Here is a 14,370-nt window from a genome sequence, read left to right on the forward strand (position 1 = left end):
TGTACCCCGGAGCCAACGGTATGCAGGCAGGTCAGAAGGACTGCCAGTTCTGATTTTCTGCGGGCTGGCGTAACGGGCTGGTTGTCGTTATGCGGGCAGCCGGTTTTACATTTTCAGCCTCTGGTTTCTCTTGCGAGTCATGCAGGACAAAGGTCCGAATGTTTTCCAGCAGCAGACCCGCCTGTTCTTTCAGAGAACTGCTGGCCGCCGAGGACTCTTCCACAAGTGAGGCGTTCTGTTGGGTAGTGGTATCAATCTGCCCCATGGCGGCGTTAATTTGTCCGATACCATCACTCTGCTCATGGCTGGCCTGAGTTATCTCTTCGACAAGCTGCCGTACGCGAGAGACATTCTCTACTATCTCCTGCATACCATTGTCTGCCTGAGTAACGAGCCCGCGGCCATCCGTGATTTTGCTTACCGAAACGCTGATGATATCGCGGATTTCTCTGGCTGAAGCGGAGCTACGTTGCGCCAGCGTCCTGACTTCACCGGCCACGACGGCAAAACCACGCCCCTGTTCACCCGCGCGGGCAGCCTCCACGGCGGCGTTAAGCGCCAGGATATTGGTCTGGAAGGCGATGCCTTCAATGACGGTGATAATGTCCGTCATCTTCTGTGACGCGTGGTGAATGTCCTCCATTGCCGCAGAAACAGAATGCATGCGGTCGGTGTTTATCCTGACTACCTGTCCTGTCTCGGTGAACAGACCGTTTACACGGCGGGCATTCTCTGCCGTACTTTTTATGGTCGAGGTCAGTTGCTCAAGCGTGGCTGCGGTTTCCTCTACGCTCGCGGCTTGCTCTTCCGTACGGGAGGCCAGATCCTGATTACCGGCATCAATTTCATTTGCCGCCAGCGCAATACTTTCCGCACCGTTTCTGACGTTTCTGACGGTCATTCCCAGCGCCGTTACCATTTCCTGGAGCGAGCCCATCAACTGCCCGAGTTCGTCACGAGAATCTACCCGCACTTTTGTTGTGAGATCGCCTGCGGCCACTCTGCCAGCGACGGTAAGCGCCTGTTTAAGCGGCCGGGTGATGCTTCGGGTGATGTACCATGCGATCGACGCGCCTGAAACTACCCCGAGGATCACGAACAGCACCAGCAGCAGTTCAGCTTTCCGCGAAGTTTTCTGAATCTCCGCGTGGGTGTTATCGATGAGCTGTTTCTGAAACGTCAGCAGCGCCTGCAGGGCCTGAATATATTGCTGGGTAGCCGGCAGGAACTTTTCGGAAATAAACATATTCATGCCTTCCGTTTCTCCGCGCTCTGCCATGCTAAAACCCTCGCTGCGCAGCGCGAGATATTTCTCCCGTGCTGCCACTATCGCGCTCAGCCGGGCTCTTGCCGTTTTATGTTTAATGAGCGGGATAAGGCTGGACTGGACCGCAGTCGTTTGCTCAGAGTCCGTGGCTATATTACTGAGTATCTTATTTCGCAGCGCTGCATTTTCGGTTCCCATTGCGGCCGTGGCATTTCCGCTGTTCCGGTCAACCAGAGTAAGCCATTCCACAGCAAGCCGCTCTTTCTTCAGGTCGAGGTTGATCATTTCATCCACGTCACGGACGTTTGTGCTGGTGAATTGCCAGGCGCCGATCCCCATCATGATCATCAGGAGCAGTACAATACAAAATCCGGCGCCCAGCCGGCTCCCTACACGCATATTATTAATTTTCATACAGACTCCTTTGGTTCTTGCTTCCGATAGTAATGCTCTGAACATTCAGATGACGTACGGGAACTTACAAGTTGTGACGTCCCCAGAAACAGGTATCGGAAAAAAGCTCGTTTTCTGTAGAACTTTCATACGAAAGTGAAAGCGGTAGAGAAAGGAGTCGGGGAGGCGGTGAAGGAAAGAGGAAAAAAGCCATTTCTCACGGGAAGGAAATGGCGAATACATAATTCCCTGTTTCTATATCTTTGTCAGGTTGGGCAACAGAATACCTGAGATCTGGCGGGGCAAACGGCAGAAAAGAAAGCAGTTTGTGTTTCATTTTTGTTAAGTACTCATAACCAGGATAAAAAGCTTGGCATCCGTGGCGTACTGCTGGGGATAATTCATTTAGCGGAAAAGTAAAAAACCGCTTAAGTTTCTGGAGCGCTTCCGCATCACGAGAGCAGGCTAACTCCTGGATCTGATTTCAGACGCCGGATTTGGATCGCTTTCACACCGTTAGCGACAATAATGGAACAAGCCCATCTTCAGGATGCAATCGCCCCTATACGTAGCAAGCCCGATGTAGCGCCGCTAAACGGCGAGAATGCCCCAATCCCTTGCCCTACAAGGACGCGCCAAAACTGGAGCACTATTCCGCGCAGCTATTTAGGCCGGAATTTTGTCTTGTTGATTTTCCGGCGCGGCGGCGATAAACGCCGGAAGCCGGATACAGGCATCATAAACCGCCTGGCAGCGCGGATAGTGGCTCAGGTCGCAGCCCATACGCAACGCGTTAGCCCATTGCGGCACCAGGCAACAGTCTGCCAGGGTTGGGGTATCGCCGACGCAGAAATCGCCGGATTTCGCCTGTCGCAGCAGCTGTTCCAGCGTGCTAAACCCCTGCTGGATCCAGTGGGCGTACCAGCGCTTTTTACCTTCTTCGCTCACCTTTAGTTCGTCGCTCAGGTAGCGTAAAACGCGCATATTATTAATCGGATGAATATCGCAGGCGATGGCATAAACCATCTCCAACACCCGCATCCGCGGCAGATCCTCCTGCGGCAGCAGCGGCGTCTGCGGATAGCGGCGGTCGAGCCAGTCGACAATCGCCAGCGACTGGCCGAGAGATTCGCCGTCACCGGTGATAAGCGTCGGCACCAGCCCCACCGGGTTGAGCCGTCGGTACTCCAGCGTGTTCTGCTGTCCGATACGGATATTGACGCCGACGCTCTGATAGTCGATGCCCTTCAGCGCCAGCGCGATGCGCACGCGATAGGAGGCCGAGCTATTAAAAAAACTGTACAGCTTCATCACTCACCTCACACCACACGAACGGCGACAGGCGTCAGTCCGTCTATGTTGCCGGTAATCACATCGCCCTTCACTACTGCGCCGACGCCTTCCGGCGTGCCGGTGAAAATCAGGTCGCCAGGCTGCAATTCGAAAAAGCCGGAGAGATAGCTAATGGTCTCATTCACCGACCAGATTAGATGGCGAATATCACTGCGCTGATGATCCTCACCGTTCACCTGCAGCCAGATGCCTGCCTGATTGACGTCGGCCGCCTCTGCGGCTTTATGCAGCGGCGCAACAGGCGCGGAGAGATCGAAGGCTTTGCCGATTTCCCACGGACGTCCCATCTGGCGCATCTCCATCTGGCGGTCGCGGCGTGTCATGTCAAGGCCGGTGGCATAGCCCCAGATGTATTCATGGGCCTGTTCCAGCGGAATATCGCGCCCCTGCTTACCGATAGCCACCACCAGTTCGATTTCATAATGATAGTTATCGGTCTGCGCCGGGTACGGCAGATCCAGTGTTTCACCAGCGGCCACCGGCACGACGGCATCGGCCGGTTTACAAAAGAAGAACGGCGGCTCGCGATCCGGATCAAAGCCCATTTCACGGGCGTGGGCGGCATAGTTGCGGCCTACACAGTAAACGCGACGAATCGGGAACTGCTCATCGCTACCAACAACGGGTACGCTAACAGGAGCCTGGGGTGCAAAAACGTATTGGGTCATGATGGTTGTCCTTGATATTAATAACGCGCTTCGCGGAACAGGCCAAGGGCCTCTTGTACCGGCCGATCCGAGAAGCTGAATAACACGCACTCTTCCTCGGCATTGAACGACACGCCGTGCCAGGTCGGTACGACGAAAATATCTTTTGCCTGGAAGGTGAAGGTATGTTCACCGATGGATACCTGGCCGTTGCCTTCCACTACGTGATAAATGGTGCTGTCGGTAGTTTTCGCCACTCGCGAACGTAAGCCCTTCGGCAGCAATTGCAGGAAAGCACCCATCGAAGGCATCGGGTAACCACCGGTTACCGGGTTGACGTAGCGCATTTTGTAGCCATCCCATTCGTCGGCATTGCCAAAACGGGTCAGGTCGTGCAGCGCCTCGCGGCTGCGGTCATATCGATAGTTGAAAATCGGCGACGAATTGCCGATCTGGTGGCGCAGCGGCAGCATATTGGCAGCGTAGCGCGGCAGATAATCCCCCTCTTTACGGGTCACCGGCTGCTGATCCTGCGGATAATCTTCGGCAAAGCCGCAGCCGAGATAGTTCACCAGCGGTAGGTCGAGCCCATCCAGCCAGATAACGGGTTCATCGCCCGGGTTGCCGTGATCGTGCCAGCGCCACTGCGGAGTCAGGATAAAATCGCCGGGGCTCATCTGCGTGCGTTCGCCGTCGACGGCGGTAAACGCACCGTGGCCTTCCACCACAAAGCGCAGCGCCGACTGATTATGGCGGTGGCTCGGCGCCACTTCTCCAGGCATGATCAGCTGTAAACCGGCATACAGCGACGAGGTGATCGAGGAGTGCCCGTGAAGCTGCGGGTTCTCCAGCACCAGCACGCGACGCACCGCCTCTTTGGCATCAATTAGCCGACCGCTTTCCAGCAGCAGCGGGCGGATCTCCTGATAGTTCCAGTACGCCGGGGCGCAGTTGGCATTCGGCGTCTGGGGAACCAGATGGTGCAGTGACTCCCACAATGGAGTCAGGTTTTGCCCGGAAATATGCTGATAAAACCGTTGGCGATCGAGGTTCGCTTCCGTGGTGGATTGAGACATTATTCTTCTCCTTACTTATTCGTAATACCGGCAAGAGGTTGCGCGTCGGGTACAGATGTAGGATGGCGGACCGCCAGCATCAGCAGGACAAGCATTAACGCGCTGACGGCGGCTGGTACCGCGATGACGAAAAACAAGGTATCGAAAGAGAAATTCATCACCATCATCATGCCGCCGGAAAGCGAGCCGACGATGGCGCCGCAGCGGCCGATCGCGTTCGACCAGCTCACGCCGGTGGCGCGGCTTTGTGTGGGATAAAGCGTAGCGGTCAAGGCGTTCAGGCCTACCTGCGAACCGCTGACGCCGATGCCGGTCCCGAAAATCGCCAGCGCCATTAACCACATGCCGTTTTCGCTTAAGCCAATCATTACGATGCACAAGGCGCCGAGACAGTAGCTCAGAGCCAGCACGCGGAAGGGATTAAAGCGGTCCATCAGGCCCCCCAGCAGCAGCGCGCCAAGCGTGCCGCCAACTTGAAACGCTGCGGTCACCCACGAGGCATGCTGTAAATCAATACCACGCTGGTTAAGCAGCATCGGCATCCAGCTGGAGAGCAGATAAATAATCAGCAGGCTCATAAAGAACACCACCCACAACATCAGGGTGATAGCCAGCTGGCGCCCGACAAAAAGCTGGCTAATGCTACCTTTCGGCCCGACTGCTGGCTCATCCAGCCAGAACTGGGTATCGTCATAACGCTCGCCGGTAATGGCGCTAACGGTTTTAGCAATCGCTGCCTGCGACAGACCGCGACGCACCTGCCAGCGCGGAGATTCCGGCAGCGCCCACCGCAACGCGACGGCCAGCAGCAGCGGCAAAATCCCGCCTAACGCCAGAATGCCGTGCCAGCCAATCTGCGCCACGAGCTGCGCGCTGACCACGCCGCCGAGCGCCGAGCCGAGCGTAAAGCCGCAGAACATCAGGGTGACCAGCGCGCCGCGACGGCGGGCGGGCAGATATTCCGAGGTCATAGTGATGGTATTGGGCATCGCTCCGCCCAGCCCCAACCCGGTGAGGAAGCGCAGGATAACCAACATTTCCAGGCTGGTAGAGAAGGCCGAGAGCAAACTGAACAAGCCGAACAGCGCGACGCAAAATCCAATCACCCGTTTACGGCCGTAGCGGTCAGATAGCGGGCCGCACAGCAGCGCCCCAGCGGTTAACCCCAGCAGCCCACCGCCAAATAAGGGTACGAGGTCGCTGGCGCTCAGTTGCCAGTGGACGCGGATATCGGGAGCGATAAACCCGATAGCGGCGGTATCAAGGCCGTCGAGCATGACGACCAGGAAACAGCAGATAATCACACGCCACTGCAGCGCGCCAACCGGTGCGGCGTTGAGTAACGCCTGTAATTCACGTCGTTGAGCCATAATGATGCCTCAGTGCAGGTCAGGGTAGATGTTGTATTTATTTCTTTTATGTTGCGAGTTTGTAACTCAAGAGATGAAATGTACAATGGCATTTCGAGCATAGGCATAACCTGGAGGTTATCGACTGGTGGCAAACTGGACGCAGAAACTGAAGTTACAGCATCTGAAAATGCTGGTAGCGCTGGGCGAGCAAGGCAACCTGACCCAGGTGGCGAAAATGATGAATATCACCCAGCCCGCGCTATCTAAGTGGCTGACGCAATTTGAAGAAGAGGTCGGGATGCCGCTTTTTGAGCGGCATAGCAAAGGCCTGCGCCCCTCCGAAGGCGGTAAACTGCTGCTGCAACATTCCCAGCGGCTCATCAACGATATGTCTCGCTCGCAGTATGAAATTGAGCGGTTTAAGCAAGCCGGTCTGGTAGGCAGCCTGATGGTCGGCTGTTCGCCGGTGGCCACCGACTGCGTGGCGCAGGCGATACTTGCTCTGTTCAAGGAAATACCGGGCCTGCATCTGAATATAGAAGAAAAAGTGATGACTCCGCTGTTGCACGACCTGATCTCCGGGGTGGTGGATGTAGTGGTAGGGCGGGTTGGCGGTCGGGCGCTGGAGCTGCCGCTAAACTACCGCGTGCTGTATACCGAGCCGGTCTGCTTCGTCGCCCGACCCGATCATCCGCTGGCGACGAAACCGCAGCTGAAATGGGCGGATCTGGCCGCCTGGCGCTGGATAGTCTGGCCGACCGGTACCCCAATTCGCCAGAGTATCGATAACGCTCTGGTGGATAACGGGGTGATGCTGCCGGAAAACGCCATTGAGTCCGCCTCGATGAACGTCACCAGCATTTTGCTACAAAGCAGCGATATGATTTCTATTCTTTCCCTGCGGCTGGCTCAGCAATACGCCAGGCAACGGCAGTTAGCCATTCTCAATTTACCGAATATTGAGCAGAAAGGAACGGTTGGTGTGTTCTGGCGCAAAAATGAAGTGCCGACACTGGCACTGGATCGTTTTATATATTATCTCACGGAATTTAACCGTACTGAGCCTCATGAATAAAGTTCTGATATGTCCTTTTATGATTTTTTCATAACTACCCAGCACAGATAAAATCTGTTGAGGTTAAAGCTATAAAAAATAAAGCTAAGCACGAATAAAATAAAAATTATTACACTCATTATTACTTTGATGGTGCTTTTGGTAACCTATCATTATTTATCCTGCATCCTACCAAAACATATTATTTTTTTACTTCCTCTTTTCATTGGCCGATCTTTTCCGCCTTACATTATATCGGTAATAATGATCTGCTTATGAGGATTGATCCTACCCGTGTAATGTGGACACGCTCCTAAGCGAAGAGTTGGTTTTCGAACTTAGCCTGACTGAAGGCGTCACGGTCAACGCTGGCGGGCATTGATGACACTGCGCCGGTTGCGCCAGACATACCAGCCGCTGCGGGCCACGCACAGCACCCGGCACATGACTTTGATGCTGAGCTCAGCCTCGTGTTTTTCGATAAAGACATACTTCATTTCAGGCGCTTCGCGAAGTATGTCGCGGCCTTTTGGAGAATGGCCAGTTCCTCATCCCGTTCAGCCAGCTGCCGTTTGAGACGGGCAATCTCAGCGGCCTGAGACTGTTCATGCTCAGAGACAGAGGAGGGCTGCTGATTTTTACTCAGCCAGTTGTATAACTGCGATTCATACAGGCTGAGTTCACGGACTGCTGCGGCGACGCCGGTGCGTTCAGCAAGCTTCAGGGCTTCGCTGCGGAACGCCGGCGAATGTTGTTTACGTGGCTTCTTACTGGCAGATACGGGTTTTGTCATGTGAGTCACCTCTGACTGAGAGTTTACTCACTTAGTCGCGTGTCCGCTATTGGTGGGTAAGATCACCTGCGCCGCGCGCAGGGTCAGCCGGAATACGCGTTTAATCACCAGGACTGTCATGATGGCCAGGTCAGAATAGCGCTGAGGCCTCCCCCGTGATGAAGGTGTTGCTGACTCATATCACGCCTGAATCACCTCGTCGTCCAGCCAGAAAGTGACGGAGCCACGGTTGATGAGCGCTTTGTTGTAGATATGCCAGTTGGTGATTCTGAAATTCTGTTTTGCCACGGCCGTCTAAAAGAGGAAAATAACCAGCGCCTTACGCCACAAGCCGCTGGTTTCCCAAGGTTTTCATTTGCCTGTCTGTATTTATAGGATAAGCATCAACCTATAAATTCTTATAAAGATAAGTGGGGTAACCATGCTGCGCCACGGACGCCACTGGAGTCGCCATGGTATGCTTTACGAATAACAGTATTACTTTCCCCACCGAATACATATCTGGATATCAGTGCAGGAAGGTCAGTATAAAGTCGGTCGACATTACTCATTCCGCCACCAAGAACAATAACGCCAGGGTCAAGGATATTTATCACCGTAGCCAAAGCTTTGGCTAATCGTTGTTCATAGGAATGTAGTGCGAGATTAGCATGGCAGTCGTTCGAATGCTCTAAACTCTCAATTATTTCGCTTCCTTTTAGCCGTACTCCACTTAATCGTTGATATGTATTCTCAAAACCAGTGCCGGAGATAAATATTTCATTGCAGCCCACTTTACCACAATAGCAAGGTAGATCTTGCATGTACTGCCGTTCTTCCTCATCAAACCATGGCAGGGGATTATGGCCCCACTCACCAGCAACACCATTATCACCGATGTATATTTTTTTGTTGATCGCCAGTCCACCCCCGCAACCCGTTCCGATAATTACGGCAAAAACTACTTTATACGCTGAACCTGCGCCATCCGTGGCCTCAGATATCGCCAGGCAATTGGCATCATTGGCCACTGCGACAGGACGTTTTAGTATCTGTGCCAGATCGGTATGTAGGGGTTGGCCATTTAACCATACTGAATTTGCATTCTTCACTGTGGCGGTCTTTTGAGATATTGTTCCTGGAATACCAACGCCGACACTTCCTCGTTGACCGGTCTTAGCCTCCGCGAGTAATACTAAATTTTCAATAGTACGTAATGTTTCAACATAATTATTTTTAGGGGTTGGAACACGATGGCGAAAATGCTTAACACCGTGATCATCTAAAGCAATAACTTCGGTTTTAGTTCCACCAAGATCGATACCAATCATCATGATGATTTTTCCTTTGCGAAAACTCTCTTTTTAAGTTGTGTGGCGATGCCACGGAATACCACAATAAATATAACTAAAGCGCCCCAGGTGGCGGTGATCATAAAAGGATCTAGTCGCATAAGATTCAGACCACTAGAAATTATTTGTAGTATGATCACAGCGAGTACGACCCCGGAAACTCGACCGAAGCCGCCGAATGGGCTGACTTTACCCAGAAAGGCAGCGAGTACTGCAACTAATAAGTAAGAATCAGCATAACCGGCTTTTACGGAGTTGAGTTGTCCCATCATTATTAAAGACGTTAACACAGCAAAAACTGAGGATAGTGCATATTGTAAGATGCTAACTTTAATTAGACTGATGCCGGAGTATTGGGTTGCTGTAGGGTTAGAACCCATCATATATAGGCTGAAACCAAAACGAGTTTTGTTTAGGATTATGGATGCGATTATACTCGCAAGTAAAAATAACAGCAACGCATTCGGCAGACCGAGAGTATTACCATTGCCGATATTAAGTAACGCAGGTGGGAATCCAGATAAGGTGTAACCCTTTGTCAAAACAACGCTAATACCAGAAATTAATGTCATGGTTCCAAGGGTGATCAAGATGTCAGGGATTTTTAATAAAGAAATTAATAGCCCATTAATTACGCCAATAAACAGGCAGGATAACAGACCTATCACGACAGCAAGGATAATAACGCTATGGCTGCTTATGCTCATGTTATCATGAGTGAAATACTTCAGGCAGATGGCAATAATAATGCCATTAAAGTTAGCTGTTGCGATGATAGAGAGATTAATGCCCCCCGATAACATTGATATCATCATACCGATAGCAAGTAAGCCAACAATCGGTAATTGATAGGCCATGGAGACTAAGTTCTGCGGATGTACAAAACGTGCGCCATTAAGCAAAAACATCAAAGAAAATACACCAATCAGTACCAGATAAAGTGACAGGTTTTCTGAGAGAATCGCGGAAATACGCAATCTGGCAGGGGTATAGTTTTTCATTATTTGGCTCCTGATTATTCCACTACCACTCTTATTTGAGCTCGTTTTTGTCTAAGTAATTGTATTGCATTGAGAATAATGCTAATAAGAATTACTAACCCGGTAAATACATTGTAGTAATACGGCGATATTTTAAGTAATGTCAGGCTATTACTCAAAATAGCAAATAATAGAACACCAAGCAGGGTTCCTAAAACACTTCCGCGTCCTCCGGTAACAGAGGCCCCACCTAAAACAACGGCGGCAATCACTTGTAATTCTGAACCAACGATCGAGTTTGGAATCACAGTTTGTACAATTGATGCCTGAATGATACTGGCAAATCCTGATACGGCACCCACAAAGGTATAAATAAACAGGGTCGTTCGCCGTAGGTTAAACCCAACGCGTTCAGCAGATAAAGCGTTACCGCCAAGTGCGAAAATACTACGGCCAAGTACGGTATGTTTTAGGAAAAAATGCAGAAAAAGAGCTAATAAAAACCAAAGGCAGGTTACAAGGCTTAAACCATAAGTTGCGCCGTTCGCTGCTTCCATGGGGAAAACCTTAATATCAGCAAAGGCTTGTATGGACGGAGGAATGTCATAAATAAGATCGCCGTGAGTGGTGACATAGAGTATTCCGTAGAATAAACTATTAGTAGCAATGGTAACAATTATTGCGGTAATCTTAAAATAATAGATTACCATTCCATTTAATAATCCCATTAAGGCACCAAGAATAAGGCTACAAAGTATTGCTAAATATATGTTATCGATACCTAGCTGTAAGAAATAAAATATAACTACATACTGGACTACTTGTGCTATTGCTGTGAAGGATACGTCAAATCCTCCAGAGAGCAAAACAAGCATGACGCCGAGAGAAAAAATTCCCAATACGGTCCATGATTTAAGCAGACTGGTTAAATTATCAAAAGTCATAAAAGAGGGGTTAATACTGGCGATAATAGTTGATAATATTACTATTATTATAAGTAATAACATCTCGCGCGTTTTGAATAATTTAAATATATCCATGGGAATACCTCATTTTTGATAATAATTCTATTGACCTTCTAATTCGCGCAGCAACATGTCATTATCAACACTTTCAGTTGACCAGCTTTTACCGAAACGGCCATTACGCATCATAATAATACGATCACAATTCGCTAATAGCTCAGGTAATTCATCAGAAATAAAAATAATTGCCATTCCTTCTTGTGCTTTCTCTCTGACTATCTTATAAATATAACTTTTCGCTCCGACATCAATACCCACGGTGGGACTGTCGAGAATTAATACTTTCGGTTTCGTTGCTAACCACTTTGCGAGTACTACCTTTTGCTGATTGCCTCCGGACAGCATACGGATAGGGTTTTCTTGTTTGTCATATTTTACCTGCATTGCTTTCAGATTTTCTTTGACTGACTGATACATTTTTCCAGGATCCAGTAAGTTTGCTGAGCTTAGATAATGGTCCAATGTGCAAATGGTAGTATTCGCCGCTATACTTTGTTCCATTATCGCCCCCTGGAGCAATCTGTCCTCGGGAACATAGGCAATCCCGTTTTTTATAGCGGACTTGATGTCCTTAATCTTTATTAAAGAACCATTAAGGCGTACTTCACCCGTCTGGGCAGGTTCGACTCCAAACAATGCCATGGCGAGTTCCGTTCGTCCTGCTCCCAATAACCCAGCGACACCAAGTACCTCACCTTGGTGCAAATCAAAACTAATATCCTGAAAGCTATTCTTTTTCGATAGATGACGGACGCTTAAAAGTACAGCGCCATGATTATGCGTTCTCTTTTTTTCAAAAAGTAACTCGTAACCAAGCATCAGGTGCTCAATGTTGTTACTGGTCAGTCCGTTTGTCGGTACGGTATCAATTAATCTCCCGTCTCTCATGACGGTCACTCGATTGCAAATCTCAAGCAATTCATTAAGTTTATGGCTAATAAAGATAAAGGAAATGCCTTGAGCTTTTAACTGATTGAGAATTTTAAATAAATTATTGATTTCCGAACGTGTAAGGGCTGTGGTGGGTTCATCGAGAATGATTAATTTTGATTTATTAATGAGAGCCCGGGCAATTGCAACTAATTGCTGTTTAGCAATCGGTAACTCCTCGATTATTGCATTTGGATCTAATGAAACCCCGAGTTTAGAAATTATTTCTTGAACTTGGGATTTGAAATGCTTAGCAAAAACTAAAGGTTTTTTATTGCTTAGCATCTGGCTAATATAAATGTTTTCCATCACTGTTAGGTTATGGAATAATGACAGGTCTTGATAAATAATGCCTATGCCATATTTTGTTGCTTCGATTGAATTATATTTTCCGATCGTGGTTCCATTTATTTTTAGCGTCCCGGTATCATAATCTAACACCCCGGCAATGATTTTCATCAATGTTGATTTACCGCAACCATTTTCTCCGACCAGACCATGAATTTCTCCCTGATCAATATCAAAACTAACATTTTTTAAAGCCACGACACCATCAAAGGTCTTCGTGACATTTTCAATTGATAAGAATTGCATGACTTCCCCCTCTTTAAAGTAGGTGGATAGGCCCTCATGATCTGAGGGCTATATTTATTTAGAAGTTATAATTTTTATAATTTTCTTTCGTAACGGTGATAGGTTTATCAAAAATTATGTTCATACCATTGATTTCTGGCTTACCAATACCAGGAATCTCGAGACCTTGTTTGATTTGATCACGTTTGCCATCAAGTACCAGTTTGGCAATATAGGCCATAGCATATGACGCATCCCCTGGACTCCAGAGAATGGATTCGGTGATCGCGCCATCTTCTAAGAAGCGTGCGCTCTCTTTGGGTGAGGTGGTGCCGATCACTGTTAATTTGCCGACTAGACCTTTTTCTCGTAAGGCTTGCCCGGCACCCGGTGCACCTTGGCTACCAAACGAAATTATTCCTTTTAAATTTGGATACGTGGCGATTAGTTCCAAGGTTTTCTGGCGAGCCGCATTACGGTCTTCTGCTACCGGAAAACGTTCTGCTACCAGCTTCATATCCGGGTATTTTTCTTTCATTTCTTTGATCGCTGCATCAGCCCAGGCGTTATGTGCTGGGACAGTGAGTGAACCAACGTAAATAGCAAATTCACCTTTTTTATTTGCATGTTTAGCAAACTGATCCATCATATAGCGGCCAAATTTTTGATTTTCAATCATCTCAATATCGTAGTCGGCCTCTTTCTGACTAACGGACTCATGAGTAATAACGACAATTTTTTGGGCTCTGGCTTGCTTAAATACCGGTTCTACCGAACTGGCATTATTGGGCACGACTAATAAGGCATTATTACCTTGAGATATACTGTCACGAATGACGCTGACCTGCTGTTGTTCATCGGCAGACGCCGGTGCCTGAAAATAGGTTTTAATATCAAAATCTTTTGCCGCTTTTTTCAACCCTGTCTCATAGTCGTTAAACCATGCTGAGCGTAATTTTGGAATACCAACCATAGAATATTGTGTATCTGCTGCATGGGTAGTAATGCTGAAACAGGTTACAGAAAGTCCAAGTAATGCGCTTAGAGCAAATTTGTTATATGATTTCATTTTTTCCTCACATAAACATTATTAGCTATCTAGATGTCATTCAGGCCGGGTAGCGACGCTCAGGTTCAGGTATTGTACCTGCATTGCCGATTTCTATAACGGCTCCCTGGAATCTTTCTTCAGTATCTAAATAATAAAAAACATCCTCTCCAATATTTCCACTCTGGACTACCTGATAACCGCGCTTCTTATATATATCTAGCGCTTCATCACAGTCTGAAAAATAAATTTTCATATGATGAAGGCCATAGCCATGCTTTTCGATGTATTCATCATAAATGCTATAGCCAGATACCGGTTGCATTAATTCCATTTGAACTCCATGGACCCAACATACCGCGATTTTGTATATATGATCGGCGGGTTTGCCACGATAAAGCGAGTTTTTTATATTATGTGGCCCGTAAGTATATACGTCCCAAGGGCCTATATTAAAGATTTCTGTGTAGTGTTTCATTGCCGCATCAAGATCTTCGACAAGATGTGCGACTTGAATAATTTCACCATCTTTCATAATTACATCCTCA

The 14,370-nt window shown here is 48.7% G+C and carries 12 protein-coding genes and 2 pseudogenes; 1 reads left to right on the forward strand and 13 read right to left on the reverse strand.

Annotated elements, in window-relative coordinates:
- Positions 1-31: 31 nt before the first annotated feature.
- The 5 genes from E2L00_RS01685 to mhbT form a co-directional block, all read right to left on the reverse strand.
- Positions 32-1,681 carry a methyl-accepting chemotaxis protein gene (locus E2L00_RS01685; RefSeq protein ID WP_167606110.1) on the reverse strand — a complete coding sequence of 550 codons (1,650 nt, stop codon included), beginning with the start codon at positions 1,679-1,681 and terminating at the stop codon, positions 32-34.
- Positions 1,682-2,326: 645 nt separating this feature from the next.
- On the reverse strand, positions 2,327-2,971 hold the full coding sequence (gene maiA / locus E2L00_RS01690; RefSeq protein ID WP_167606113.1) for a maleylacetoacetate isomerase: 645 nt from the start codon (positions 2,969-2,971) through the stop codon (positions 2,327-2,329).
- Positions 2,972-2,979: 8 nt separating this feature from the next.
- The gene (locus E2L00_RS01695; protein WP_167606116.1) at positions 2,980-3,681 is read right to left on the reverse strand and encodes a fumarylacetoacetate hydrolase family protein; all 702 of its coding nucleotides are present in this window, start codon (positions 3,679-3,681) and stop codon (positions 2,980-2,982) included.
- 17 nt (positions 3,682-3,698) lie between these two features.
- Positions 3,699-4,736: a gentisate 1,2-dioxygenase gene (gtdA, locus tag E2L00_RS01700; RefSeq protein WP_167606118.1), complete on the reverse strand. Its 1,038-nt coding sequence runs from the start codon at positions 4,734-4,736 to the stop codon at positions 3,699-3,701.
- An 11-nt stretch (positions 4,737-4,747) separates the two neighbouring features.
- Entirely contained in the window at positions 4,748-6,106 is a 1,359-nt protein-coding gene (mhbT, locus tag E2L00_RS01705) for a 3-hydroxybenzoate transporter MhbT (RefSeq protein WP_167606121.1), read from the reverse strand.
- A gap of 127 nt (positions 6,107-6,233) precedes the next feature.
- Here mhbT and E2L00_RS01710 point away from each other — a divergent pair, with 127 nt between their 5' ends.
- The gene (locus E2L00_RS01710) at positions 6,234-7,163 is read left to right on the forward strand and encodes a LysR substrate-binding domain-containing protein (protein WP_167606123.1); all 930 of its coding nucleotides are present in this window, start codon (positions 6,234-6,236) and stop codon (positions 7,161-7,163) included.
- Between the two features lie 344 nt (positions 7,164-7,507).
- Here E2L00_RS01710 and E2L00_RS01715 read toward each other — a convergent pair.
- The 8 genes and pseudogenes from E2L00_RS01715 to E2L00_RS01750 form a co-directional block, all read right to left on the reverse strand.
- Positions 7,508-7,935 (reverse strand): annotated as a pseudogene (locus E2L00_RS01715) (transposase); the annotation flags it as partial.
- Between the two features lie 66 nt (positions 7,936-8,001).
- A pseudogene (locus E2L00_RS01720) lies at positions 8,002-8,223 on the reverse strand (transposase); the annotation flags it as partial.
- Positions 8,224-8,333: 110 nt separating this feature from the next.
- Complete coding sequence (mak, locus tag E2L00_RS01725) at positions 8,334-9,248, reverse strand: fructokinase (protein ID WP_167606126.1); 915 nt, start codon at positions 9,246-9,248, stop codon at positions 8,334-8,336.
- Positions 9,245-10,267, reverse strand: coding sequence for an ABC transporter permease (locus E2L00_RS01730; protein WP_167606129.1), 1,023 nt, complete (start codon positions 10,265-10,267; stop codon positions 9,245-9,247). The genes mak and E2L00_RS01730 overlap by 4 nt, the downstream gene beginning before the upstream one ends.
- Before the next feature lie 14 nt (positions 10,268-10,281).
- Entirely contained in the window at positions 10,282-11,286 is a 1,005-nt protein-coding gene (locus E2L00_RS01735; protein ID WP_167606132.1) for an ABC transporter permease, read from the reverse strand.
- Positions 11,287-11,313: 27 nt separating this feature from the next.
- Positions 11,314-12,795: a sugar ABC transporter ATP-binding protein gene (locus E2L00_RS01740; RefSeq protein WP_167606134.1), complete on the reverse strand. Its 1,482-nt coding sequence runs from the start codon at positions 12,793-12,795 to the stop codon at positions 11,314-11,316.
- A 58-nt stretch (positions 12,796-12,853) separates the two neighbouring features.
- Positions 12,854-13,843, reverse strand: coding sequence for an autoinducer 2 ABC transporter substrate-binding protein (locus E2L00_RS01745; protein ID WP_167606136.1), 990 nt, complete (start codon positions 13,841-13,843; stop codon positions 12,854-12,856).
- Positions 13,844-13,883: 40 nt separating this feature from the next.
- On the reverse strand, positions 13,884-14,357 hold the full coding sequence (locus tag E2L00_RS01750; RefSeq protein ID WP_167606139.1) for a VOC family protein: 474 nt from the start codon (positions 14,355-14,357) through the stop codon (positions 13,884-13,886).
- Between the last annotated feature and the right edge of the window lie 13 nt (positions 14,358-14,370).

Source organism: Cedecea colo (assembly GCF_011808225.1).
GTDB classification, from domain to species: Bacteria; Pseudomonadota; Gammaproteobacteria; order Enterobacterales; family Enterobacteriaceae; genus Dryocola; species Dryocola colo.